We start from the raw sequence: 21,545 nt of genomic DNA, 5'->3' as shown, positions 1-21,545 counted from the left end.
ATGGAGACACACGTGGAGCACAGTCTGTCCGCGGAGAACCTTGCCGTCGGCTACGACCACCGGGAGATCATCCACGACCTCTCGGTACGGATCCCGACCGGCAAGATCAGCGTGATCGTCGGCGCGAACGCGTGTGGCAAGTCGACCCTGCTGAAGACGCTGGCCCGGCTGCTCAAGCCGAGCCGCGGCACCGTGCTGCTGGACGGCAAGAGCATCCAGTCGATCCCGACCCGGTCCGTGGCGCTGAAGCTCGGGTTGCTGCCGCAGTCGCCGACCGCGCCGGAGGGGATCACCGTCGCCGACCTGGTCGGCCGCGGCCGGTACCCCCGGCAGGGCTGGATTCGCCAGTGGACCAAGGGCGACGACGAGGCGATCGCCGCCGCGATGACCTCGACGGACGTCCTCGAGATCGCCGACCGGCCGATCGACGAACTGTCCGGTGGCCAGCGGCAACGAGTCTGGATCGCGATGGCGCTCGCCCAGGAGACCGACATCCTGCTGCTCGACGAGCCGACCACGTTCCTCGACCTGACGCATCAGTTCGAAGTACTGGATCTGCTCGTCGACCTGAACAAGCGCGACCAGCGGACCATTGTGCTCGTCCTGCACGACCTCAACCAGGCCTGCCGGTTCGGCGACCACCTGATCGCGATGAAGGACGGCGCAATCGTTGCTGAAGGCAACCCGGCCGAGGTGATCACTGAACAGGTCGTCCAAGACGTCTTCGGCCTGGCCGTCAAGGTCATCCCTGACCCGGTCGCCGGCACCCCGATGGTCGTCCCGATCGGCCGCCACACAACGCGCACCGACCAACCCTCGGCCGGCCATCAACTCGCGGTCAACGATCAACCCGCAGCCAACGAGCAGGTCGCGGCCGCGGAGAACCCGGCCGCGGAGAACCCGGCCGCCAAGGCGCTCGCCGCTTCCGCCGCCGCCAACGGGATCTGCCGGCCGACCAACCGCTAGGCGCCGGCGCCGGTAGCTCGGTCAACTCGGCGACGGGTTACGCGGCTGAGCGGCGTACCTGGAAGACGATCAGGCCGGCCAGGAAGGCGCCTAGGGTGCCGAGGGCCAGGTCCCCGAGCGTGTCGGTGTAGGCGGTTTGCAGTTCGGGGGAGTGGCGGACGAAGGCGACGTACTCGCCGAGCTCCCAGATCACCGCGGCGGTGGCGCCGAAGCCGAGGGCGACGAAGGTGGTCAGGCCGCGGGTGAGTTCGGGTGGGGCGAAGGCGATGAGGACTCCTGCCGTGAGCAACGCCCACAGGATGAAGTGCATCGCGTCGTCCCACCAGTTGATGGTGTCGAACAGGTTGAGCCGGTTGCCGAGCAGGTCAACCAGCCACGGCAGCGTGATCAGCAGGTCCGCGTGCCACGGGAATGCCTGGTGCAGCTTGCTTTTCGTTCGTCCGTACGCGAACCACCACAGCGGAAGCACCAGCGCGCCGAGCGGGTAGACGACCAGCCGGGCGCCGGAGGCCTTGCCCTTGATGCCGCTGAGGTCCGGCCAGATGATTGCTGTCAGCAACAACGCGAACAGCGCGACCTTGGCCACAAGGGCGGCGTACTTCGTCCAGTCGGCCTTGGCCCGGGCTGGAGCAGTGGTGGCAACCATCGTCGTCATGCCTCCCAGTCAACTCGCCGGGGCGGCAGCGCGGATGCGTAGTACTACTTGAAAGCCCCCGATCGCGTCATTGTGACGCAATCGGGGGCCAGTGGGTTACTGCGGTGGATGGATCAGCTCACGCTGATCAGGTCGACCACGAAGATCAGGGTCTCGCCGGGCTTGATCGCGCTGCCCGCACCGCGGTCGCCGTAGCCCAGGTGCGGCGGGATGACGAGCTTGCGCCGGCCGCCCACCTTCATGCCCTGGACGCCGGTGTCCCAGCCCTGGATGACCTGGCCGACACCGAGCTGGAAGGCCAGCGGCGCGCCCCGGTTGTAGGAGGCGTCGAACTCCTCGCCGGTGGAGTGGGCCACGCCCACGTAGTGCACGTTGACGCGGGAACCGGCCTTGGCCTCGTCGCCGTCGCCCTCGGTGATGTCGGTGATCTCCAGATCCGCCGGCGGCGGCCCCTCCGGAAATTCGATCTCAGGCTTGTCAGTCATGTCTCCAGCTAACCAGATCGGTCGGTACGGATCGGTCAGCGGGCCAGTACTTCGCGCAGCCGCGCCGCGAACTCGGCCGGTTTGCCGGGCATTCCGTACTCGTCGCCGAGGAAGCCGCCGTGGTTGCTCGGGAACACCGCCGGGGTCAGTCCGAGCCGCTCGGCAACCGCCTTCCCGCCGCGTGCCGCGAGCTGGTTGGCCGACTCCTCGCCGATTCCGACCACCAGTTTGCCGGTGGCGCCGCCGAGCGCGTCGAAGTCCGGCTGGTACGACGTACAGCCGCGCAGGTTCTGCCCGAGCAACGCGTCGTCGCGGGAGCCGTCGTCCTCGGCCGGCAGCCCGAACATCGCCGGGTCGGGCGCGGGCTGCTCGGTGTAGTCAGCCGGGATCTCGCCCTCGAAGCCGACGATCGCGATGAACTTCGCCATCGCCGGCCCCATGCCGTCGCGCTGGTAGGTCTCGGAGATGTCCTCGCAGGCTTTGAGCGCCGCCTCGCTGTCCGGGATGACCGCGGCCAGCGGGGGTTCGTGCGCGACCAGCGTGTTGACCAGGTCGGGACGCTGGGCCAGCAGGCCGAGCGAGTTGACCGCTCCGCCGCTGCTCGCGAACAGGTCGACCGGTCCGGCATCGAGGGCCTCGATCAGGGCTGCGAGGTCGCCGGCGTGGTCGTTCGGGGAGAGCTCGCCGGAGCCGTCGGTCCGGGTACTGCGCTCGACGCCGCGCGGGTCGTACGTCACCACGGTCCGGTCGGTGAAGTGCGATGCCAGCGTCGGGAAGCCGCCCGCGCCCATCGGACAGCCGACCATCAGCAGTACCGGCTGCTCGCGATCGGCGAGGTCGCCGCGGACGTCGTAGGTGAGAATCGCGCCCGGTACGGCGAGCGTGTGGGTGACGGGTTCCGGCATGACAACTCCTCAGGTCGGTCTCGTTGGCTGCACCTTAGACCCGTTGCACCCCTCCACGGCTAGCGTCGAGACCCATGCGGAAGAAACTCGTGATCCTGTTCGGCGCAGCGGCGATCGTTGCCGCGGCAACAGGTCTCTCCCTCGCCCGCCCGTCGGACGCTGCTTCGGTGGCTGGGGAGAACTACGGCCAGTACTCGCTCATGTTCGAGAAGTCCGCCGGCCAGTACTGGGCAGGCGGCGCCGCTGCCGGCCAGTGGGCCTGGACGCCGCTGAGCGCGACCACCTCCGACATCTCCTGGGGCGACCCCAAAACCTGGCCCCCCAAATCCGCCGAACACTTCATCCTCTCCGGCGACTGGGTCCTCCTGGACGGCTACAACGACGGCGCCGGCCGCCCCCTGACCCAGATCCAACGAGTTACCTCGGAGAAGATCGGCTCCGCCACCTGCACCGGTATGCAACCCCTTCCGTCAGCCTCTGGCCGCCAGCACTACGTGAAGTGGAACATCCCCACCACCGGCTACTGCCTGGATGCCGTGGGCACCATCAAGCCCCCCAACAACTCCACCACGGTGAACTTCCGCCACCTCCAAAAGTGGAGCCCGCCCCACCCCTGCTCCAACCAGTACTTCCCCACCGAAACCTGCATCACCCAGTCCGAACAATGGTGGGACGACAACAACCACCCGTACTCCCTCCAGCTCTCCCGCACCCTCGAGATAGCCAGAGGCAAAGGCCCAGCCTTCACCAACCACACAACAGTCCCTGTCGCCTGGAACGCAGACGCCAGGTACTACTGGCACTACTGACCACCCTCAACCCGCTCCGCGACCGCGAGTAGCTCCGGCTCAGCACGCATGATGAACCTGGTGACGGGATGCTCAGGCCCATAACGTGCCTTGATCTCAGCCAACCGCTCAACCACAGTGAGCCGCTGTCCCCGCGGCCCAGTCGTCAGATCGCAGTACCAGAGCAGATCGGCCGTCGGCGACTCCTCAAGCTCGAACTCACCGATCAGTACGCCGGCGAGCCCCCGCTCCCCGGCCTCGAGCATCGCCGCCGTGTGGTGCGCCACCAAGCGGACGACCCGCTCGTCGATCCCCTTCCTGCGAAGAAACCTGGCCCCATCCAAAGGATGAAACCTGGTGTCGACCAGCTCCGGTGAGTACCCGATGTCATGCAACCAGGCAGCCGCCACCAACACCTCACCATCCCCACCAAGCCGCGCCCCCAACGCAGCCGCCTGCTGAGCAACCCCTCGCTCGTGAGCCCACCGGATCGGCAGTTGCTCGGCCGGGTACTCCTCAGCCAATTCTCGATGCACCATCCGTCCACCGCAGAAGCCTGAAGGTGTGTGCCGACTGACAGGACATAGTCGGTCGCGAGGTCGGGAGCGCCGACCAGTTGAGCGCAGTAGCCGGCTGATCAACGGACTATGTCCTGTCGGTCGGGACGCACCCTGTCTGACGAGGGGCCGCGTGCCCGCGACGCTCAACTGCGCCGAATTCGCGCGGCAGCGCACGACGCGCGGCAGCGCCGGAGACGCGCGTCAGCGGAGCGCAGAGATCGCGCGTCAGCGCGGCTCTCAAGGACGGGTGGGTGGGAGCGTCCCGGAGCTGGAGTGACGTAGGAGCGGAAGTGGAGGGCGCGTGGGGAGTACTCGAGCGGCCGGGGGACCCGGCCGCTCGATGACAGCTACTTCTTGACTGTTTTGTTGTACTGGTCGATTTGGGGCTTGATGGAGTCGGCGGCGTCTTTCATGGCCTTGGCCGGGTCGGTGCCGAGGACGGCCTTCTCCAGGCCGTCTTCGGCCGCTTTGCGGGCCTGGGGCATGACGCCGAGGATGCAGCCTGAGGAGGCGTTCGAGGGCTTGGTGTCGTGGAGTTGGGTGATGGCGGTGGTGAACTGCGGGTACTGCGCCACCCACGCCTTGTCGGCCGGCAGGTCCAGGGCCTTGGAGTTGATCGGGAAGTAGCCGGTACCCGTGTGCCAGGCAGCCTGCTGCTCCGGCGACGAAGCGAACTTCACGAACTCCCACGACGCGCGCTTCTCGGCGTCCGAGTGACCCGGGCCATCGACCCACAGAGAGGCGCCGCCGATGATCGGGCCGCCGGTGCTGTCGGCGGAGAGCTTCGGGAACGGGGCCGTCAAGACGGTGAACTTGCCCTTGGCCGCGTCCAGGTAGCCGCGCAGCGAGCCGGTCGACTCCAGGTGCATCGCCGAGGTGCCGGACTTGAACACCGCCTGGGCGTCGTCGGTCTTCTTGCCGGTGTTCGGCATCAGGCCCTGCTTGACCATCTGCTGGTACCAGGTCGCGACCTTCACGCCCTCGGCGTCGGCGAAGTTCACCTGCGTCGCGAGGTCCTTGCGGCCGTTGTCGTTGTCGCAGTACTGGGTCCCGGACTGCGCGATCAGCTGCTCGACGAACCAGCCGTAGATCGCCGCGTTGAAGCCGTACTGGACGGTCTTGCCACCCTGCTTGATGGTGAGCTTCTTGGCCGCTTCCATGATCTCGTCGAGGTTCGTCGGCGGCTTCAGCGGGTCGAGCCCGGCCTTCACGAAGGCTTCCTTGTTGATGTACAGCAAGGGCATCGAGGTGTTGAACGGCATCGAGTTGAGCTTGCCGTCGATCGAGTAGTAGTTCGCGATGTTCGGCTCGATCGTACTGAGCGAGTAGCCGTCCTTGTCGGCGAAGCTCTGCGTCGGCACGGTCTGCTTGGAGTCGATCATGAACCGCGAGCCGATGTCGTAGATCTGCACCACAGAGGGCGTGCTGCCCTGCTGGACGGACGTCTTGTACTTCGTGATCGTCTCGTCGTAGTCGCCCTGGTACACCGCGGTGACCTCGATCTTGCCGGAGTTGGCCGCGTTGAACGCCTTCACCAGCTTGTCGACGGCCTCACCGTTGGCGCCCTTCATGCCGTGCCAGAACGTCACCTTGGTGACCCCGCTGGCCTTGTCCAGCGCGTCAGCGCCCGGCGCCTCCTGGCCACCGCTGCTCGAAGAGCCGTTGTCGGAAGAGCCGCCGCAGCCGGTCGCCACCAGGGCGAGCACGGCGAGCAGGGAGAGGGCGGCCGCCGTACGCCGTTGTCGAACAGATCGCATCGTTAAAGCCTTTCTCATCAACGGATCGCGCCCGCGGTCAGGCCGCGGACGATGAAACGCTGGCCGAAGATCACGATGGCCAGGGTCGGAAGGATGGACAAGGTGACGCCGGCCAGGATCAGGCCGGGGTCGGCCGCCTCGGCGTCGTTGAGCTGGCTGATCCCGATCTGCAGCGTGCGCCGCGACGCGGAGTCGCCGATCAGCAACGGCCAGAAGAACTGGTTCCAGGCGGCCAGGAAGACGTACAGCCCGACCGCCATCAGGGCCGGCTTGTTCAGCGGGATCAGGATCCGGCGCATGAACCGCCAGTGCCCGCAACCGTCGATGGTGGCCGCGTCGCGCAACTCGGTCGGGAACTGCAGGAACGACTGCCGCAGCAGGAACACCCCGAACGCGTTCGCCAGGAACGGCAGCACCAGCGCCAGCATGGTTCCGGCGTACGACGCGGTCAGCCGCTCGCCGCCGATCGACCAGCCGGTGATGGTCAGGTAGTTCGGCAGCACGATCGACTCCCACGGCACCATCAGGGTGCCGAGGAAGAGCCCGAACAGTACGGTCCGGCCCCACATCTTCATGAAGACGAACGCGTACGCCGCGAGCACGCTGGTGACGAGTTGGGCCACCGTGATGATCGAGGTCTGCAGGATCGAGTTCAGGTACTGCCGGCCGATCGGCGTACCGGACGAACTGGCGCCCTCGTAGTTGCCGGTGAAGAGCCCGTGCGGGAACAGGTCCGGCGGGTACGACGAGATCTGGCCGGGCGACATGACCGAGCCCGCGATCACGTAGTACACCGGGAAGATCACCGCGAGCGCGGCCACGATCAGGACGGCGTAGGTGACCACCCGTCCGACGGTCAGTTGCCTCACTTGTAGTGCACCCGCCTCTCGAGTACGCCGAACTGGATCGCGGTACACGCCAGGAGGATCACCAAAAGCACGATCGCCTGCGCCGACGCGGCACCGAAATCGCTGGCGTTGTTGGCGAACGCGGTGTGGTAGATCGAGTAGACGAGCGTCTTGGTCGACTGCTCGGGGCCGCCTTCAGGGGTGAGGATCTTGATCTGCCCGAACCCCTGCAATGACTGGATCGTCGAGATGACCACCAGGAAGAACAGTTGCGGGCCGAGCATCGGCACGGTGATGTACCGGGCCGCCCGCCAGCCGCCGGCGCCGTCCAGCGTGGCCGCCTCGTTGATCTCGGTGGGAATCGCGCCGATCCCCGCCGACAGCACGAGCACGTTGTAGCCGATGCTCATCCAGACGGTGGTGATCGCGACGCTGACCAGTGCCCACGACGGGTCGGTCAGCCAGCCGATCCGGTCCACCCCGAACTTGCCGAGGATCCCGTTGGCCAGCCCGATCGCCGGATTGTAGATGGTCGCGAAGATCACCGAAGCGCTGGCCACCGAGAACGCGAACGGCAGCGCGAAGGCGGTCCGGAAGATCCGGATCCCCTTGATGTGCTGTTCGAGCAGCAGCACGATCGCCAGCCCGCCCAGGACGCCCGGTATCACCGTCAGCAGCACGAACGCGAAGGTGACCCAGAGAATGTGCCGGAACTCGGAGCTGCCGAGCATGTCCCGGTAGTGCTGCAACCCGACGAAGGCATCGGGGCGGCCGAACAGGTCGGACCCGTGCAGCGACAGCGAGACGGACTTGCCGAGCGGCCAGACGATGAACAGGGCGAAGATCACCACACACGGCAACAGCAGCAGCCAGGACGCAAGCGATGCCGGTGTCGGCCGGCGGCCGGGGCGGGCCACCATGGATTTCGTAGTCAAGCGAATACCTCCAGTCACGCGCAGTCTTACACCGCCCGGGGCCGCACCAACCCAAGCCACGCACCGGTACCCGCAAAGGTGCACTAGGCTCATGGCTCGTGAAGGTTCTCGTAATCGGCTCTGGCGGCCGTGAACACGCACTCGTCTGGGCGCTGAGCCGGGACCCTGAGGTCGAGCAGGTCGTCGCGGCCCCGGGCAACCCTGGCATCGACGCCTTGCAACCGACGTACGACGGGCAAACGATCGTTTGCCGTCCGGTGGACATCTCGGATCATGATGCGGTCGTCGCGCTGGCTCAGGAGGTTGGCGCCGACCTGGTGGTCGTTGGGCCTGAGGCGCCGCTCGTTGCGGGGCTGGCTGATCCGCTCAGGGCTGCTGGGATCGCCGTGTTCGGGCCGTCCAAGGAAGCTGCTGAGATCGAGGGGTCCAAGGCCTTCGCCAAGGACGTGATGGCGGCGGCGAGTGTGCCGACCGGCCGGGCCTACGTCTGTACGACGCCCGAGCAGGCCGCCGAGGCGATCGATGCGTTCGGGCCCCCGTACGTGGTCAAGGACGACGCGCTTGCCGCGGGCAAGGGTGTCGTCGTCACCTCGGACCGCGCCGAGGCGCTCGAGCACGCGGCCGGCTGCGAGCAGGTGCTGATCGAGGAGTTCCTCGACGGCCCCGAGGTCTCGCTGTTCGCGATCACCGACGGCGTCACCGTGCTGCCGATGCAGCCGGCCCAGGACTTCAAACGCCTTGCGGACAACGACGAAGGCCCCAACACCGGTGGCATGGGCGCGTACACACCGTTGCCTTGGGCACCGGAAGGTTTGGTCGAGGAGATCACCGAGAAGGTGCTCCAGCCGACCATCGACGAGCTGCGCCGCCGCGGTACTCCGTTCAGCGGTCTCCTGTACGCCGGCCTGGCGCTGACCTCCCGTGGTGTCCGGGTGATCGAATTCAACGCCCGCTTCGGCGACCCGGAGACGCAGGCCCTGCTCCCGTTGCTGCAGACCCCGCTCGGCGGACTCCTGTACGCCGCCGCGACCGGCAAGCTCGCCGACGCCGAACCCCTGCGCTGGAAGTCCGGCGCCTCGGTCGCGGTCGTGGTCGCGGCCAAGAAGTACCCGGCCAAGCCCCGCAGCGGTGACGTGATCAGCGGTATCGACCAGGCCGAGTCCGGCGGCGTCCGCGTCTTCCACGCCGGTACGTCGATCGAGGACGGCGAGGTCGTGACGTCGGGCGGCCGGGTCCTCGCGGTCAGCGCCACCGGCAAGGATCTCGACGAGGCTCGCCAGCGCGCGTACGCCGGCGTCGGCCAGATCCTCATCAAGGGCTCGCAGCACCGCACCGACATCGCCCTCAAGGCAGCCCGCGGCGAGATCGAGCTCGAGCCCGTCAGCTAGCCAACGACCTAGCAAGTCCGTCGAGGATCAGGTCGAGACCGAAGCTGAACTCGTCACCGAAGGCGTAACCGGGCTGGAGGACGTGCTCCGTCGCCAGCTCGGTCAGGTGCGGGTACTGCCCTGAGCTGAACTGCTCCATCATCGCGCCGGCCACCTCGGCGGCATCCTCGGACCCCTCGAACGGCAACGACGCCTCCTGTACTGCGAAGCCGTACACAAACGCGTCGAGCAACGCATAGGCGTGCGCCGTCATCGCCACCGAGAACCCCGCCGCGCGAAAAGTGCCCAGGTTGGCATCGTGATGCCGCAACGTCGCCGGCCCGGGGGTGGTCCGCGACTCCATCAGCCCGATCGCCCACGAGTGCCGTCGCAGCACCGCCCGGGCGGAGTGTGCGCGCTTGCTGATCTCCGCACGCCAATCACCACCAGGAGAAGGCAACTCGATCTCGCCGAAGACCAGGTCGACGATCCCGTCGAGGATCTCGTTCTTGTTCGCGACGTAGTAGTAGACCGACATCGGCTTGACGTCCAGCTGCGTCGCCAGCGACCGGATCGTCAGCCCGGCCAGGCCGCCACCGTCGGCCACCGCGACGGCGGCTCGCAGTACCCGCTCGCGGCTGAGTTGAGGGCGCTCCGCGGTCCCCTGTGAACGTGGCATCGACTGGACGATAGCAGTTTCGTACTAAGTACGGTACGGTCGCCATACTAAGTACGAAACCAAGCTCGGGGGGACCACGAAGATGCGCGCAGTCGTGCGGGACAGCTACGGAACAGCCGACGTCCTGCGAGTCGCCGAGGTCCCGAAGCCCACGCCAAAGGCAGGTGAGGTGCTGGTGCAGGTCGAGGCGGCCGGGCTCGACCGCGGCGCCTGGCACCTGATGACCGGCAAGCCGTACCTCCTCCGTCTCGTCTTCGGCGTACGCCGGCCGAAGAACCCCGTGCTCGGGCGGGAGCTCGCGGGTCGCGTTGTCGCCCTCGGCGAAGGGGTGACCAAGTTCGCCGAGGGCGACGAGGTGTTCGGCATCGGGGAGGGCGCCTTCGCCCAGTACGCCGTCGCGCGTGCCGACAAGCTGGCCTTGAAGCCGGCCGGTCTCGGCTTCGCGGAAGCCGCCGTGGTCGGGATCTCCGGGACCACCGCCCTGCAGGCGCTCCGCGATGCAGGCAAGGTCCAAGCCGGCCAGAAGGTGTTGATCACCGGCGCATCCGGAGGCGTCGGTACCTTCGCAGTCCAGCTCGCCAAGGCCTTCGGCGCCGAAGTCACCGGCACCGCCAGTACTCCGAAACTCGCGCTGGTCCAGAAGCTCGGGGCCGACCATGTCCTCGACTACACCCACGAGGACTTCGCCGACGGCACTCGCCAGTTCGACCTGATCATCGACATGGCCGGCACCCCGACGATCAAGCGACTGCGCCGGGCACTCACCGCGACCGGGACCGCCGTCATCGCAGGAGGCGAGGGTGGCGATGCCCTTTCCGGCGGGACCGATCGGCAGCTCCGGGCGCAACTGCTGTCGCTGTTCGTCCGGCAACGGCTGACCGGCCTGCTGGCGAAAGAGAATGCCGCCGATCTCAAGGTCCTCGCGGAGCTGATCGACGCGGGCAAGGTGCTGCCGAGTATCGACAGTGTGGTCCCGCTCGAGGGCGTTCCGCAGGCCATCGTCGATCTGGTCGACGGTCTGGTCAGCGGCAAGATCGCCGTCGACGTCTCCTGATGTGGGCTGTTTCTAGTTTTCTGCGTGAAGAGATCTGAAGAAACTTTTCGCCACGCACAACTTTTCTGCCCTTTCAGGACATGTACTAGGTATGCCGACAACGCTGGCCGTTGAAGAGCTCGCCGCGAGCGACTCCCGCCCGGTCGTACCACCGCCGCCCACCCACCCCACTCCACCCGAGCCCTTCGACCAGTACCTCCGCTGGCTCTGGCGCTGAGCCCTGGTGATCGCGGGGTGGTGAGTCTGGGAGAGAATGGGGTACGTGCCGACTACTGGTAAGCCCCGGATCCCGAACGTTCTTGCTGCGCGTTACGCCAGCCCGTCGATGGCGCAGCTGTGGTCGCCGGAGTACAAGATCGTGCTGGAGCGGCAGCTGTGGCTCGCGGTGCTGGGGGCGCAGAAGGAGTTCGGCGTCGATGTACCGGACGGGGTGATCGAGGACTACCGCAGAGTGATCGACCAGGTCGACCTGGAGTCGATCGCGGCGCGGGAGCGGGTCACCCGGCATGACGTGAAGGCGCGGATCGAGGAGTTCAACGCGCTGGCCGGGCACGAGCACGTGCACAAGGGCATGACGAGCCGGGACCTGACCGAGAACGTCGAGCAGCTGCAGATCCGGGCCGGCCTCGAGCTGGTCCGCGATCGCGCGGTGGCGACGGTCGTCCAGCTCGGCCAGAAGGCGGCCGACCACGCGGCGCTGGTGATGACCGGCCGCTCGCACAACGTCGCGGCCCAGGCGACCACGCTCGGCAAGCGGTTCGCCTCGGCGGCGGACGAGCTGCTGGTCGCGATCGCCCGGCTCGAGGACCTGATCGACCGGTACCCGCTGCGTGGCATCAAGGGCCCGGTCGGTACTTCGCAGGACATGCTCGACCTGTTCAACGGCCAGGAGAAGCTGCTCGCCGGGCTGGAGTCCGAGGTCGCGCAGCACCTGGGCTTCCGCCGGGTGCTGACCAGCGTCGGCCAGGTGTACCCGCGTTCGCTCGACTACGACGTCGTCTCGGCGCTCGTCCAGCTCGCCGCCGGGCCGTCCAGCCTGGCGACGACGATCCGGCTGATGGCCGGGCACGAGCTGGTTACCGAGGGCTTCAAGGAGGGCCAGGTCGGCTCGTCCGCGATGCCGCACAAGATGAACACGCGTTCCTGTGAGCGGGTCAACGGGCTGGCCGTCATCCTGCGCGGCTACGCGTCGATGACCGGCGAGCTGGCCGGCAACCAGTGGAACGAGGGCGACGTCTTCTGCTCCGTCGTACGCCGGGTCGCCCTGCCCGACGCGTTCTTCGCGCTGGACGGCTTGTTCGAGACGTTCCTGACCGTGCTGGACGAATTCGGGGTCTACCCGGCCGTCGTGGCCCGTGAGCTGGAGCGGTACCTGCCGTTCCTCACCACCACGAAGGTGCTGATGGCCGCGGTCAAGAACGGGGTCGGCCGGGAGACCGCGCACGAGGTGATCAAGGAGCACGCCGTCGCGATGGCGCTCGACCTGCGCAAGGGCACCTCGGAGAACGACCTGTTCCACCGGCTCGGCACGGACGGCCGGCTCGGGCTGACCGAGGAGCAGATCGTCGGCATCGTCGGCGAGCCGCTGTCGTTCACCGGAGCGGCCGTCGCGCAGGTCAACGCGGTCGTCGCCAGCATCGATACGCTGGCCAAGCGCTACCCCGAGGCCGCCGCCTACACGCCGGGTGACATCCTCTAGCTCGTGTACGAACCGCTCACCCTGGCCCTCGTGGCTCTGTCGCTGGCCGCGACGATCTTCGCGCTGTCGATTGCGGGGCTGGATCGCCGGATCAACTGGCCGTTGCTCGGCCTGACCGGCGTGATCGAGGTCTTGCTGGTCGGCCAGTTGGTGGTGGGCATCGTCCAGCTCATCGGCACGGATCGCGACGTGTCCGGGCCGTTCTTCATCGGCTATCTGATCGGCTCGCTGCTGGTCCTCCCGATCGGCGCGCTGTGGGCGCTGGCCGAGAGCAGTCGCTGGGGTGCGGGCGCGTTGGCGATCGCCTGCATCGTGGTCCCCGTACTCGAGTTGCGGCTCCATGACCTGTGGGCGGTCTGAGATGGCGGATGCATCGGCGACCCGGCACGGTCCGGGCCGGATCCTGATCGCCGTCTACGGGTTGTTCGCGTTGTCGGCGACCGGGCGGGCCGTCGTACAGATCGCGACGCAGTTCTCCGATGCCCCGATCGCCTACCTGCTGTCGGCCCTTGCCGCGGTCATCTACTGCGCCGCCACCTTCGCGTTGGCCAAGGCAACCATCGTCTCCCGCAAGGTCGCCACGGTCGCGATCATCATCGAGCTGATCGGCGTCGTCGGCATCGGCGCCTTCAGCTACGCCGTCCCGGACGACTTCCCGGACGCCACGGTCTGGTCCCACTTCGGCCAGGGCTACGGGTACGTCCCCTTGGTGCTGCCGATTCTCGGACTGCTCTGGCTCCGTCGCACAGCCAAGGACTGACTCTGCCAGGGAACTCCCAGCCGGGCACAGGGAGTGGCTAAGGTTCACCGGACAGCATCGGTGACATGCAGACATCAGGTCATCCTCGGGTCGAGATCGTCGTACCCGTTCGCAATGAGGAGTACGACCTCGGTCCCAATATTCGGCGGCTGCGCGCGTTCCTGGACAGTGCGTTCCCGTTTCCGGCCGAGGTCTGCATCGCCGACAACGGCAGTACCGACGCCACCTGGGAGATCGGGGCGCTGCTGGCCTCCGAGCTGCCGGGCGTCCGGATCGTCCGGATCGAGCAGCCGGGTCGTGGTCGCGCGCTGAAACAGGTCTGGTCGTCCGGTCAGGCGGAAGTCCTGGCCTACATGGACGTCGACCTCTCCACCAATCTCAACGCGCTGCTTCCGCTGGTGGCTCCGCTGCTGGCCGGGCACAGTGATGTGGCCATCGGCTCCAGGCTCGCCCGGGGTTCGCGGGTGGTCCGGCGACCGAAGCGGGAGGCGATCTCGCGCGGCTACAACCTGTTGCTCCGGGCAACCTTGGGGGCGAGGTTCTCGGATGCGCAGTGCGGCTTCAAAGCGATCCGGCGGGACGTCGCCGTCGAGTTGCTGCCGCTCGTCGAGGACACCAGCTGGTTCTTCGACACCGAGCTCCTGGTACTTGCCGAGCGCGCCGGCCTGCGGATCCACGAGGTACCGGTCGACTGGGTCGACGACCTCGACTCGCGGGTCGCGATCGCCAAGACCGTCGTCGAGGACCTGCGCGGGATCGCCCGGCTGAGCAAGAACCTCGGCCGCGGCCGGATCCCGCTGGAGCCCGTGCGACAGGCATTCGGCCGGCCTTCCATCGCTGACCCGCGGACGGCACTGGCTGCTCGCGTACTACGTTTCGCCGGCGTCGGCGTGGTGAGCACGCTCGCGTACATCCTTCTGTACTTGGCTTTGCGGCACGCGATGCCGGCCCAGGTCGCGAACGTGCTCGCGTTGCTGATCACCGCGGTCGGCAACACCGCCCTCAACCGTCGCGTCACGTTCGGCGTCCGGGGTGTGGAGAACCGCACCAAGCACCAACTGCGTGGACTCGTCACCTTCGGCATCGGCTGGGCCCTGACCGCTTCAGCGCTGTGGCTGCTGCACGCGGCGGTCGCAGTACCGGCGCACAGCGTCGAGATCACCGTCCTGACGGTCGCCAACCTGGCCGCGACGGTGGTCCGGTTCAGCCTCTTCCAGGCCTGGGTCTTCGACGACGAGGCGCCCACCTTCCCAACTCTCGAACCCACGGCGGTTCTCGACAGCACCCGGAGTAATTGATGAGCACCCTGACCGAACCGACGACAGCGGCGCCGTCGCGCGCCAAACCCGGCAGAGCGCAGACCCGCGTCACGGCGTACACGCTCAGCCGCGACAAGGTCCTGTACGGCGGCCTGCTCGCGCTGACCGCGATCGCCTACCTGTGGGGGCTTTCCAAGAACGGCTACGGCAACGAGTACTACGCGGCCGCGGTCCAGGCCGGCTCGACGAGCTGGAAGGCCTGGTTCTTCGGGGCCTTCGACTCGTCCAGCTTCATCACGGTGGACAAGACACCAGGCTCGCTGTGGGTGATGGGGCTGTCCGGGCGGATCTTCGGCTTCGGCGTCTGGAGCATGCTGGTTCCGCAGGCCCTGATGGGCGTGGCGAGCGTCGGCTTCGTCTATGTGTCGGTACGCCGCTGGTTCTCGGCCAACGCCGGGTTGCTCGCGGGTGCGGTGCTGGCGCTGACGCCGGTGGCGGTGCTGATGTTCCGGTTCAACAACCCGGACGCGTTGCTGATCCTGCTGCTCGTGATGGGCGCGTGGGCGGTGACCCGGGCGATCGACTCGGAGAAGCACGCGTGGCGCTGGATGGCGCTGGCCGGTGCTCTGGTCGGCTTCGGCTTCCTGACGAAGATGCTGCAGGCGTTCCTGGTACTGCCGGCCTTCGGTCTGGCGTATCTGATCGCGGGCAAGCCGGCGTTGGGGAAGCGGTTGGTGCACAGCGTGATCGCGCTCGGTGCGTTGATCGTCAGCGCCGGTTGGTGGATCGCGATCGTGGAGTTGCTGCCGGCGTCGGCGCGACCGTACGTCGGTGGATCGTCGACGAACAGCATTCTTGAGCTGACTCTTGGCTACAACGGGCTCGGGCGGTTGACGGGTAACGAGACCGGGTCGGTCGGCGGCGGAGTCGGGAACCCTGGTTGGGGTGGCGCGACCGGCCTGCAGCGGTTGTTCGGCGGTGAGTTCGGGAGTCAGATCGCTTGGTTGCTGCCGGCTGCTTTGCTGTCGACCGTCGTACTGGTTGTTGCTGCTGGCAAGGGCGGGCGGACGAATCGGACGCGGGCCTTCGCGATTCTGTGGGGCGGCTGGCTGGTGGTGACCGGGCTGGTCTTCAGCTTCATGCAGGGGATCATCCACAGCTACTACATGATCGCGTTGGCGCCGGCCATCGGTGCGTTGATCGGTGCGGCGGCGATGGTGCTGTGGCGTCGGCGTACCGAGTGGTTGCCTCGGGCAACGCTTGCCGGTGGCGCGATGCTGACGGCCGGGTGGAGCTTCTCGTTGCTGAACGCGTCGCCGACGTGGATGCCGTGGTTGCGGTGGTCGATTCTGATCTTGGGCGTGGTGGCGGCTGGGTTGGTGCTGGTGCTGCCTGAGTTGAAGCTGCATCGGACGGCGGTACGGCGGACCGGGTTGTTCGCGGCGACGCTGCTCGCGTTGACGGCGCTGGCTGGGCCGGCGGCGTACTCGGTGCAGACGATCAGTACGGCACACGCTGGTGCGATTCCGACGGCTGGACCGGCTGGTGCCGGAGGCCGCGGCGGGTTCGGCGGCGGTGGCCGGATGGGTATGCCGCCCGGCCAGACCGGACAGGGCACCACTGGTCAGGGCGCGACTGGTCAGGGCACGACCGGGCAGGGCATCACTGGGCAGGCAGCGCCGGGGCGGGGTGGCGGCGGGATGGGTGGCTTCCTTGGCGGTGGCGGGATCAGTGGGGTTTCCAGTGATCTGGTGTCGTTGCTGCAGCAGGGCGCGAAGGGTTACACCTGGGCGGCCGCGGCGGTCACCTCGAATGCGGCGGCTCCGCTGCAGATCGCTTCCGAGGTCCCGATCATGTCGATCGGCGGCTTCAACGGCACCGACCCGGCGCCGTCGCTGACCGAGTTCCAGCAATTGGTTGCCCAGGGCAAGGTCCACTACTTCATCGGCAGCTCCGGCGGCGGCTTCGGCGGCGGACGCGGTGGTACCTCGAGCGAGATCAGTACCTGGGTCGCCCAGAACTACACGGCGCAGACCGTCGGCGGCACCACCATCTACGACCTCACCAGCAAGTGAACGGGAGCAAGCAAATGCCAGAAACAACCAACACCAACAACCCGGTCCCGTCCTGGGTCGGAGGAGCCGCCCACGCGGGCGGGGGAACTCCGGCATCCCCGGGCGCTGCGCCGGGGCCGGGAACTCCCGGGCACGTGGGTGCAGGGCCCGGTGGGCCGGTGGGGCCGGGTGGCGCTGGTCAGGCGTCGTACCAGGGTCAGCAGCAGGTCGCGCCGCAGGCTCTGGAGAAGGACGGTAGGAGTCGGCCTAGTGGGCTGGTGTTGGCCGGGGCTGGGTCGTTGCTGGCGGTGTTGGCGTTCCTGGGTGGGACGGCTGTTGGGCACGCTTGGGGTGGGTCTAGTGGGAGTACGCCGACGCAGTTCGGGCCGGGCGGTGGTGGAATCCGGCAGTTCCCTGGGCAGCAGGGTCAGGCACCGGGGCAGGGTCAGCAGGGGACCGTACCGGGTCAGGGTCAGGGTCAGCAAGGGACCGTGCCTGGGCAGGGACAGCAGGGGACGGTGCCTGGGCAGGGGCAGGGCACTGTGCCGGGGCAGACTCGGACCAGTTAGCTGAGTGGTCTTTGAGCGTGTCGTCCGTGTCTCAGGATACGGACGACACGCTCAAGCGTTCGTTCGACTGAATTGCGGGTAAGGATCGGGCGTGGAATGGTCGAACGTCACCTGGTTCCTGACCGCGCTCGGGGCGGTCGTCGTGCTGCTGACGCGTGTCCGGCTGGGTGGTGACCCCGAGGGCACGAGCCGATCCAGCGGCGTGGCGAGCTTCTCCGCTACCTTCGTCAAGGTGCACACCGCGGTCGGTGTGCTGACGCTGATCGCCTGGGTGGTTGCCATGGTCACGGGCCGGAAGGAGATCGCGATCGGCGCGCTGGCCGGCTGGTACCTACTCTCGCTGGTCGGGTTGTTGCTGCTGGCCCGCTGGCTGCCGAGCGCGAGCAAACACGCGCGGGACAAGGCGACCGACGCCTGGGGCAGCGGCGCCGGCCTCTCCCTGCTCGGCCACCTCGGCGTGGTCGCCGGCACCGCCTACTTCACCTTCATCACCTTCACCGACCGACTCTGATCCGGAAGGTGTCAGTAGCTGGCGGTACTACGCGTGTCGCAGGCCGATCAGAAGGGCCGCCAGGCTCTGGTGTACCGAGCGCTCGAAGGCCTCGGGCGACAGTGTCGTACTGGCGCCTGCGACCCGGTCGTAGAGCAGGCCGTCCATCATCGCGGCGACCGGCCAGGCGATGGTGTCGGCGTCCGGGATACCCAGGGCGGCTAGAAGATCCGCGAGTCCTTCGCGCAGTAGGCGGCCGCCTTGGGTGATCGCGTCGCGCAGCTCTGGTTGGCGGCTCGCTTCGAGGGATAGCTCATAACGCGCGATGAGGTCGTAAGGGCGGTCGCGGGCAAGGTCGACGACCATGCGGACCATGAGTTCTTGCAGGTCGCTGTCGGTCGGCGGGCCGGGGGGTGGGCCGCCAGGGCGGTCCGCGAACGCTTCGCCGGGTTGGTCGGCGGACGGCGTTCCGGATTGGACCGCGGATGGGGTGCCGGGTTGGTCTGCGCGTGGGGGTGCGGCGCCGCGGGCTAGGTCTCGTTGGAGCATGCGGTTGACGCAGGCGGTGAGGAGGGCGCCTCGGGTGCGTAGGTAGTACGAGGTGGAGCCGGGGGGTAGGCCGGCTTGCTCGTCGACTGCGCGGTGGGTGAGGCCGCGCAGGCCTCGGGTCGCTACGAGTTGGATGGCTGCGTCCGCGATGGCTGCTCGGCGGTCCTCGCCGAGCGGCACCTTTTTCGTCACGGGGACACTCTACTCATCATGGCTCTACAGATGTAGAGTCTTGGGCATGAGGACAGCGATCGTGGTGGGAGCGGGGATCGGTGGGGTGACGGCGGCCGTCGCGCTGGAGCAGTGCGGCTGGCAGGTCACGGTGTTGGAGCGGGCGGCGGAGCTTGGGGAGGTCGGCGCGGGGATCTCGGTCTGGCCGGGCGCGGCGGCGGTGCTCGACGAGCTCGGGGTCGAGGGGATCGCCAAGGCGGCGCGGCTGGGGGAGGCGGCCGGGATGCGTCGGTGGGACGGCCGATGGATCGTCGAGGCGGCTGAGCTCGGCATCGAGTTGCCGGTGATGCTCCATCGCGCACAACTACACCAACTGATCACCGACCGCCTCGGCCCAGCCGTCACCATCCACACCGGCACGACCGTCACCGGCCTGACGCAGGACGCCGACGGAGTCACCGTCACGGCAACAAGCGCTGCGCCAGGCGGGCCGGCATTCGGCGGCAGGTCGGGCAATGCGGGGTCGGGCGACGCGGGGTCGGGCGGGCCGGCGTCGGTCGGTACGGAGTACCGGGCTGAGTTGGTGGTGGCGGCTGATGGGATTCGGTCGGTGGTTCGGGGGGTGCTGGTGCCGGAGTACAAGGGGCCGCGGTACTCCGGCTATACGGCGTACCGGGGGATTGCTGAGGTGGGGGTTGCTGATGGCGGGGGTGAGACTTGGGGCCGGGGGCAACGGTTTGGGTTTGCGAAGCTGATTGATGGGCGGATCTATTGGTATGCGACGTCCAATCGTGAGGCGGGCGGTGCGGATGATGACGTGCGGGAGTTGTTTGCGGACTGGCATGAGCCGATTCCGGCGCTGCTCGCGGCGACTCCGTCCGTGCTGCGGAACGATACTTACGATCTACCGACGCCGTTGCTTCCGTTTGTCCACGGGCGCGTGCTGCTGCTCGGCGACGCCGCTCATGCGATGACGCCGAACATGGGGCGCGGCGCCTGCTCGGCGATCGAGGACGCCGGCGCGCTCGCTCGCGTACTGCGCGCAGGCAAGGATCTGAGCGCATACGACGCCGAGCGCCGCCCCGCGACGACCAAGCTGGTCAAGCGGTCGCGCCAGATCGGAGTACTCGGCCAACTGGACAGCAAACTCGCCTGCACACTCCGTGATGCCGTCTTCGCCGCAGGCGGCAAAGCGGCCGGATTGCTGGCGAAGCGGCGCAAGGTGGAAGAATCACGGGTGTGATCACACCTCCGCAGGCTGTCGAGATCCCCGGTGCCAAGCATCTCCACTCCGGAAAGGTCCGGGATCTGTACGAGCTGGAGTCGGGCAACCTGCTGATGGTCGCGAGCGACCGGATGAGCGCGTTCGACTGGATCCTGGACACGCCGATCCCGGACAAGGGCAAGGTGCTGACCGCGATGAGCCTGTGGTGGTTCGAGCAGCTGGGCGTGCCGAACCACATCATCTCGACCGACGTACCGGCCGAGGTCGCGGGTCGTGCGGTGGTCTGCGAGAAGCTGGAGATGCTGCCGGTCGAGTGCGTCGCCCGCGGCTACCTGAGCGGCTCCGGCCTGGTCGACTACAACGCGACCGGCGAGGTCTGCGGCATCCCGCTGCGTGCCGGACTGGTCGAGGGCTCCCGCCTCGACGAGCCGATCTTCACCCCGGCCACCAAGGCCGATATCGGCGAACACGACGAGAACGTCTCGTACGACGCTGTCGTGGCGACCGTCGGTGCCGAGCTGGCCGAGGCGCTGCGGAAGCTCACGCTCGACATCTACGCGCAGGCGCACACGACCGCCGAGCAGCGCGGGATCATCCTGGCCGACACCAAGTTCGAGTTCGGCACCCGCGCGGACGGCACGATCGTGCTCGCCGACGAGGTGCTCACGCCCGACTCGAGCCGGTTCTGGCCGGCCGCGGAATGGGCTCCGGGCAAGCAGCAGCCGTCGTACGACAAGCAGATCGTGCGCGACTGGCTGCAGTTCGACTCCGGGTGGGACCGGCACTCGGGTGAGGCCCCGCCGCCGTTGTCGGCCGAGGTGATCGAGCGGACCAGGTCGGCGTACATCGACGCCTATGAAAGCCTTACCGGCCAGAAGTTCTGATTCACCAGACGAAGTCGTCGCTGGCCTTCGCCAACCGGCGAAGCTTCTGCTCGTGCTCGCTGTCCGGGTCGGCGGTGTAGACGGCGAGGAACTGCGAGCGATCGGCGTCGACGACGAAGTCGCTGTTCAGCTCGAGCGGGCCGGCCTCCGGGTGGTTGAGATGCAACCGCGGCCAGTCCTGCTCGAAGACCGGATGCTCGGCCCAGATCGCGCAGAACTCCGGGCTCTTGCCGAGCAGCGTGTTGACCAACGCACCCGGCTCCGGCGCTGACGGGTCGGCGCCGTGGGTGGCGAGCACCTCCGCGACGATGGCGCGGCCGATGATCGCGTGGTCCTCCGCCGCGTAGAGCTCGCGCTCCGCCGGGTCGAGGAACCAGCGGTGGGCCCAGTACCGATCGAAGCCGCGGAAGAGTGAGTGGTCGCCGAAGACGGCGATCGACAGCCGGTTCTGGACGAGCGTCTGGCCGAGATGGCTGCAGATCTGCGCCGGTGTGTGCTCGAGTTGCCGCATGACCCGGAGCAGGTTGGCCGCCGGGCGGTCGTACAGGTGCTGTGGTGGGTTGGGATAGCCGGCGATCCGGAACAGGTGGTCCCGTTCGTCGGCCGACAGCCGCAGCGCCTCGGCCAGAGCGTTGAGCAGCTGTTCCGACGGCCGTGGACCGCGCTGCTGCTCCATCCGGCTGTAGTAGTCGGTGGAGATCCCGGCCAGCTCGGCGACCTCTTCCCGGCGCAGCCCGTCGGACCTGCGGCGCCGGGTGCGCGGCAGGCCGACCTCCTCCGGCTGGAGCTGTAACCGGCGGCTGCGGAGGAAGTCCGCGAGCATGGCCCGGTTCAGCGTGGGCTGGATCACAGGACAAAGTATCCCTGGTTGCCATTCCCGCTGGTT

The 21,545-nt window shown here is 67.8% G+C and carries 23 protein-coding genes; 13 read left to right on the top strand and 10 right to left on the bottom strand.

All coding sequences use genetic code 11. From position 1 onward, the window contains the following. On the top strand, window positions 1-966 hold the full coding sequence (locus OHA70_RS09025) for an ABC transporter ATP-binding protein (RefSeq protein WP_328330545.1): 966 nt from the start codon (window positions 1-3) through the stop codon (window positions 964-966). A gap of 37 nt (window positions 967-1,003) precedes the next feature. On the opposite strand, the gene OHA70_RS09020 is transcribed toward OHA70_RS09025, so the two are convergent. The 3 genes from OHA70_RS09020 to OHA70_RS09010 all read right to left on the bottom strand — a co-directional run bounded on the left by OHA70_RS09020 (window position 1,004) and on the right by OHA70_RS09010 (window position 3,011). Further along, on the bottom strand, window positions 1,004-1,621 hold the full coding sequence (locus OHA70_RS09020; protein ID WP_328330543.1) for a hypothetical protein: 618 nt from the start codon (window positions 1,619-1,621) through the stop codon (window positions 1,004-1,006). A gap of 113 nt (window positions 1,622-1,734) precedes the next feature. Beyond that, the gene (locus OHA70_RS09015; protein WP_270135720.1) at window positions 1,735-2,106 is read right to left on the bottom strand and encodes an FKBP-type peptidyl-prolyl cis-trans isomerase; all 372 of its coding nucleotides are present in this window, start codon (window positions 2,104-2,106) and stop codon (window positions 1,735-1,737) included. Between the two features lie 35 nt (window positions 2,107-2,141). Next, entirely contained in the window at window positions 2,142-3,011 is an 870-nt protein-coding gene (locus tag OHA70_RS09010; RefSeq protein ID WP_328330535.1) for an alpha/beta fold hydrolase, read from the bottom strand. A gap of 74 nt (window positions 3,012-3,085) precedes the next feature. On the opposite strand from OHA70_RS09010, the gene OHA70_RS09005 reads away from it, so the two are divergent. Further along, window positions 3,086-3,820: a hypothetical protein gene (locus OHA70_RS09005; RefSeq protein WP_328330533.1), complete on the top strand. Its 735-nt coding sequence runs from the start codon at window positions 3,086-3,088 to the stop codon at window positions 3,818-3,820. Here OHA70_RS09005 and OHA70_RS09000 read toward each other — a convergent pair. The 4 genes from OHA70_RS09000 to OHA70_RS08985 all read right to left on the bottom strand — a co-directional run bounded on the left by OHA70_RS09000 (window position 3,814) and on the right by OHA70_RS08985 (window position 7,899). Beyond that, entirely contained in the window at window positions 3,814-4,338 is a 525-nt protein-coding gene (locus tag OHA70_RS09000) for an HD domain-containing protein (RefSeq protein WP_328330531.1), read from the bottom strand. The genes OHA70_RS09005 and OHA70_RS09000 overlap by 7 nt on opposite strands. 368 nt (window positions 4,339-4,706) lie before the next feature. Then, window positions 4,707-6,116 (bottom strand): ABC transporter substrate-binding protein, encoded by a 1,410-nt coding sequence (locus tag OHA70_RS08995; RefSeq protein ID WP_328330529.1) that lies wholly within the window; start codon window positions 6,114-6,116, stop codon window positions 4,707-4,709. Window positions 6,117-6,133: 17 nt separating this feature from the next. After that, on the bottom strand, window positions 6,134-6,985 hold the full coding sequence (locus OHA70_RS08990; RefSeq protein ID WP_328330527.1) for a carbohydrate ABC transporter permease: 852 nt from the start codon (window positions 6,983-6,985) through the stop codon (window positions 6,134-6,136). Further along, entirely contained in the window at window positions 6,982-7,899 is a 918-nt protein-coding gene (locus OHA70_RS08985; protein ID WP_328330525.1) for a carbohydrate ABC transporter permease, read from the bottom strand. The genes OHA70_RS08990 and OHA70_RS08985 overlap by 4 nt, the downstream gene beginning before the upstream one ends. A 98-nt stretch (window positions 7,900-7,997) precedes the next feature. On the opposite strand from OHA70_RS08985, the gene purD reads away from it, so the two are divergent. Then, a complete protein-coding gene (gene purD, locus OHA70_RS08980) occupies window positions 7,998-9,287 on the top strand; it encodes a phosphoribosylamine--glycine ligase (RefSeq protein ID WP_328330523.1) in 1,290 nt (429 codons plus the stop codon). Here purD and OHA70_RS08975 read toward each other — a convergent pair. Continuing rightward, window positions 9,280-9,945, bottom strand: a complete 666-nt coding sequence (locus OHA70_RS08975; protein WP_328330521.1) for a TetR/AcrR family transcriptional regulator — start codon at window positions 9,943-9,945, stop codon at window positions 9,280-9,282. The genes purD and OHA70_RS08975 overlap by 8 nt on opposite strands. An 82-nt stretch (window positions 9,946-10,027) precedes the next feature. On the opposite strand from OHA70_RS08975, the gene OHA70_RS08970 reads away from it, so the two are divergent. The 8 genes from OHA70_RS08970 to OHA70_RS08935 all read left to right on the top strand — a co-directional run bounded on the left by OHA70_RS08970 (window position 10,028) and on the right by OHA70_RS08935 (window position 17,851). Further along, window positions 10,028-10,999 carry an NAD(P)-dependent alcohol dehydrogenase gene (locus OHA70_RS08970; RefSeq protein ID WP_328330519.1) on the top strand — a complete coding sequence of 324 codons (972 nt, stop codon included), beginning with the start codon at window positions 10,028-10,030 and terminating at the stop codon, window positions 10,997-10,999. 91 nt (window positions 11,000-11,090) lie between these two features. Further along, a complete protein-coding gene (locus OHA70_RS08965) occupies window positions 11,091-11,216 on the top strand; it encodes a hypothetical protein (RefSeq protein ID WP_328330517.1) in 126 nt (41 codons plus the stop codon). A gap of 36 nt (window positions 11,217-11,252) precedes the next feature. Continuing rightward, window positions 11,253-12,698: an adenylosuccinate lyase gene (purB, locus tag OHA70_RS08960; protein WP_328330515.1), complete on the top strand. Its 1,446-nt coding sequence runs from the start codon at window positions 11,253-11,255 to the stop codon at window positions 12,696-12,698. A 3-nt stretch (window positions 12,699-12,701) separates the two neighbouring features. Beyond that, window positions 12,702-13,058, top strand: coding sequence for a hypothetical protein (locus tag OHA70_RS08955; protein WP_328330513.1), 357 nt, complete (start codon window positions 12,702-12,704; stop codon window positions 13,056-13,058). A gap of 1 nt (window position 13,059) precedes the next feature. Next, entirely contained in the window at window positions 13,060-13,458 is a 399-nt protein-coding gene (locus OHA70_RS08950; RefSeq protein WP_328330511.1) for a hypothetical protein, read from the top strand. A gap of 65 nt (window positions 13,459-13,523) precedes the next feature. Next, complete coding sequence (locus OHA70_RS08945; protein ID WP_328330509.1) at window positions 13,524-14,756, top strand: bifunctional glycosyltransferase family 2/GtrA family protein; 1,233 nt, start codon at window positions 13,524-13,526, stop codon at window positions 14,754-14,756. Further along, complete coding sequence (locus OHA70_RS08940; RefSeq protein ID WP_328330507.1) at window positions 14,756-16,792, top strand: ArnT family glycosyltransferase; 2,037 nt, start codon at window positions 14,756-14,758, stop codon at window positions 16,790-16,792. Before OHA70_RS08945 ends, OHA70_RS08940 begins: the two co-directional genes overlap by 1 nt. Window positions 16,793-17,431: 639 nt before the next feature. Further along, window positions 17,432-17,851, top strand: a complete 420-nt coding sequence (locus tag OHA70_RS08935; RefSeq protein WP_328330505.1) for a hypothetical protein — start codon at window positions 17,432-17,434, stop codon at window positions 17,849-17,851. Window positions 17,852-17,878: 27 nt separating this feature from the next. Here the strand turns inward: OHA70_RS08935 and OHA70_RS08930 are convergent, their stop codons facing one another. After that, a complete protein-coding gene (locus OHA70_RS08930; RefSeq protein WP_328330503.1) occupies window positions 17,879-18,571 on the bottom strand; it encodes a TetR/AcrR family transcriptional regulator in 693 nt (230 codons plus the stop codon). A gap of 46 nt (window positions 18,572-18,617) precedes the next feature. On the opposite strand from OHA70_RS08930, the gene OHA70_RS08925 reads away from it, so the two are divergent. Beyond that, the gene (locus OHA70_RS08925) at window positions 18,618-19,793 is read left to right on the top strand and encodes an FAD-dependent monooxygenase (RefSeq protein WP_328330501.1); all 1,176 of its coding nucleotides are present in this window, start codon (window positions 18,618-18,620) and stop codon (window positions 19,791-19,793) included. Continuing rightward, window positions 19,790-20,659 (top strand): phosphoribosylaminoimidazolesuccinocarboxamide synthase, encoded by an 870-nt coding sequence (locus tag OHA70_RS08920; protein WP_328330499.1) that lies wholly within the window; start codon window positions 19,790-19,792, stop codon window positions 20,657-20,659. Before OHA70_RS08925 ends, OHA70_RS08920 begins: the two co-directional genes overlap by 4 nt. 1 nt (window position 20,660) lies before the next feature. Here the strand turns inward: OHA70_RS08920 and OHA70_RS08915 are convergent, their stop codons facing one another. Further along, on the bottom strand, window positions 20,661-21,509 hold the full coding sequence (locus OHA70_RS08915) for a helix-turn-helix transcriptional regulator (protein ID WP_328330497.1): 849 nt from the start codon (window positions 21,507-21,509) through the stop codon (window positions 20,661-20,663). Window positions 21,510-21,545 lie beyond the last annotated feature (36 nt).

The sequence above is a fragment of the Kribbella sp. NBC_00382 genome, assembly GCF_036067295.1.
Lineage (GTDB): Bacteria > Actinomycetota > Actinomycetes > Propionibacteriales > Kribbellaceae > Kribbella.
Note: the sequence above shows the minus strand (reverse complement) of the source record. Positions and strands in the feature narration are given on the sequence as shown.

What these genes read in the sequence shown, in the direction of transcription:
- OHA70_RS09025 (WP_328330545.1), top strand. Translation starts at nt 1, where the DNA reads ATGGAGACACACGTGGAGCACAGTCTGTCCGCGGAGAACCTTGCCGTC.
- OHA70_RS09020 (WP_328330543.1), bottom strand. Translation starts at nt 1,621, where the DNA reads ATGACGACGATGGTTGCCACCACTGCTCCAGCCCGGGCCAAGGCCGAC.
- OHA70_RS09015 (WP_270135720.1), bottom strand. Translation starts at nt 2,106, where the DNA reads ATGACTGACAAGCCTGAGATCGAATTTCCGGAGGGGCCGCCGCCGGCG.
- OHA70_RS09010 (WP_328330535.1), bottom strand. Translation starts at nt 3,011, where the DNA reads ATGCCGGAACCCGTCACCCACACGCTCGCCGTACCGGGCGCGATTCTC.
- OHA70_RS09005 (WP_328330533.1), top strand. Translation starts at nt 3,086, where the DNA reads ATGCGGAAGAAACTCGTGATCCTGTTCGGCGCAGCGGCGATCGTTGCC.
- OHA70_RS09000 (WP_328330531.1), bottom strand. Translation starts at nt 4,338, where the DNA reads ATGGTGCATCGAGAATTGGCTGAGGAGTACCCGGCCGAGCAACTGCCG.
- OHA70_RS08995 (WP_328330529.1), bottom strand. Translation starts at nt 6,116, where the DNA reads ATGCGATCTGTTCGACAACGGCGTACGGCGGCCGCCCTCTCCCTGCTC.
- OHA70_RS08975 (WP_328330521.1), bottom strand. Translation starts at nt 9,945, where the DNA reads ATGCCACGTTCACAGGGGACCGCGGAGCGCCCTCAACTCAGCCGCGAG.
- OHA70_RS08970 (WP_328330519.1), top strand. Translation starts at nt 10,028, where the DNA reads ATGCGCGCAGTCGTGCGGGACAGCTACGGAACAGCCGACGTCCTGCGA.
- OHA70_RS08965 (WP_328330517.1), top strand. Translation starts at nt 11,091, where the DNA reads ATGCCGACAACGCTGGCCGTTGAAGAGCTCGCCGCGAGCGACTCCCGC.
- purB (WP_328330515.1), top strand. Translation starts at nt 11,253, where the DNA reads ATGGGGTACGTGCCGACTACTGGTAAGCCCCGGATCCCGAACGTTCTT.
- OHA70_RS08950 (WP_328330511.1), top strand. Translation starts at nt 13,060, where the DNA reads ATGGCGGATGCATCGGCGACCCGGCACGGTCCGGGCCGGATCCTGATC.
- OHA70_RS08945 (WP_328330509.1), top strand. Translation starts at nt 13,524, where the DNA reads ATGCAGACATCAGGTCATCCTCGGGTCGAGATCGTCGTACCCGTTCGC.
- OHA70_RS08940 (WP_328330507.1), top strand. Translation starts at nt 14,756, where the DNA reads ATGAGCACCCTGACCGAACCGACGACAGCGGCGCCGTCGCGCGCCAAA.
- OHA70_RS08925 (WP_328330501.1), top strand. Translation starts at nt 18,618, where the DNA reads ATGAGGACAGCGATCGTGGTGGGAGCGGGGATCGGTGGGGTGACGGCG.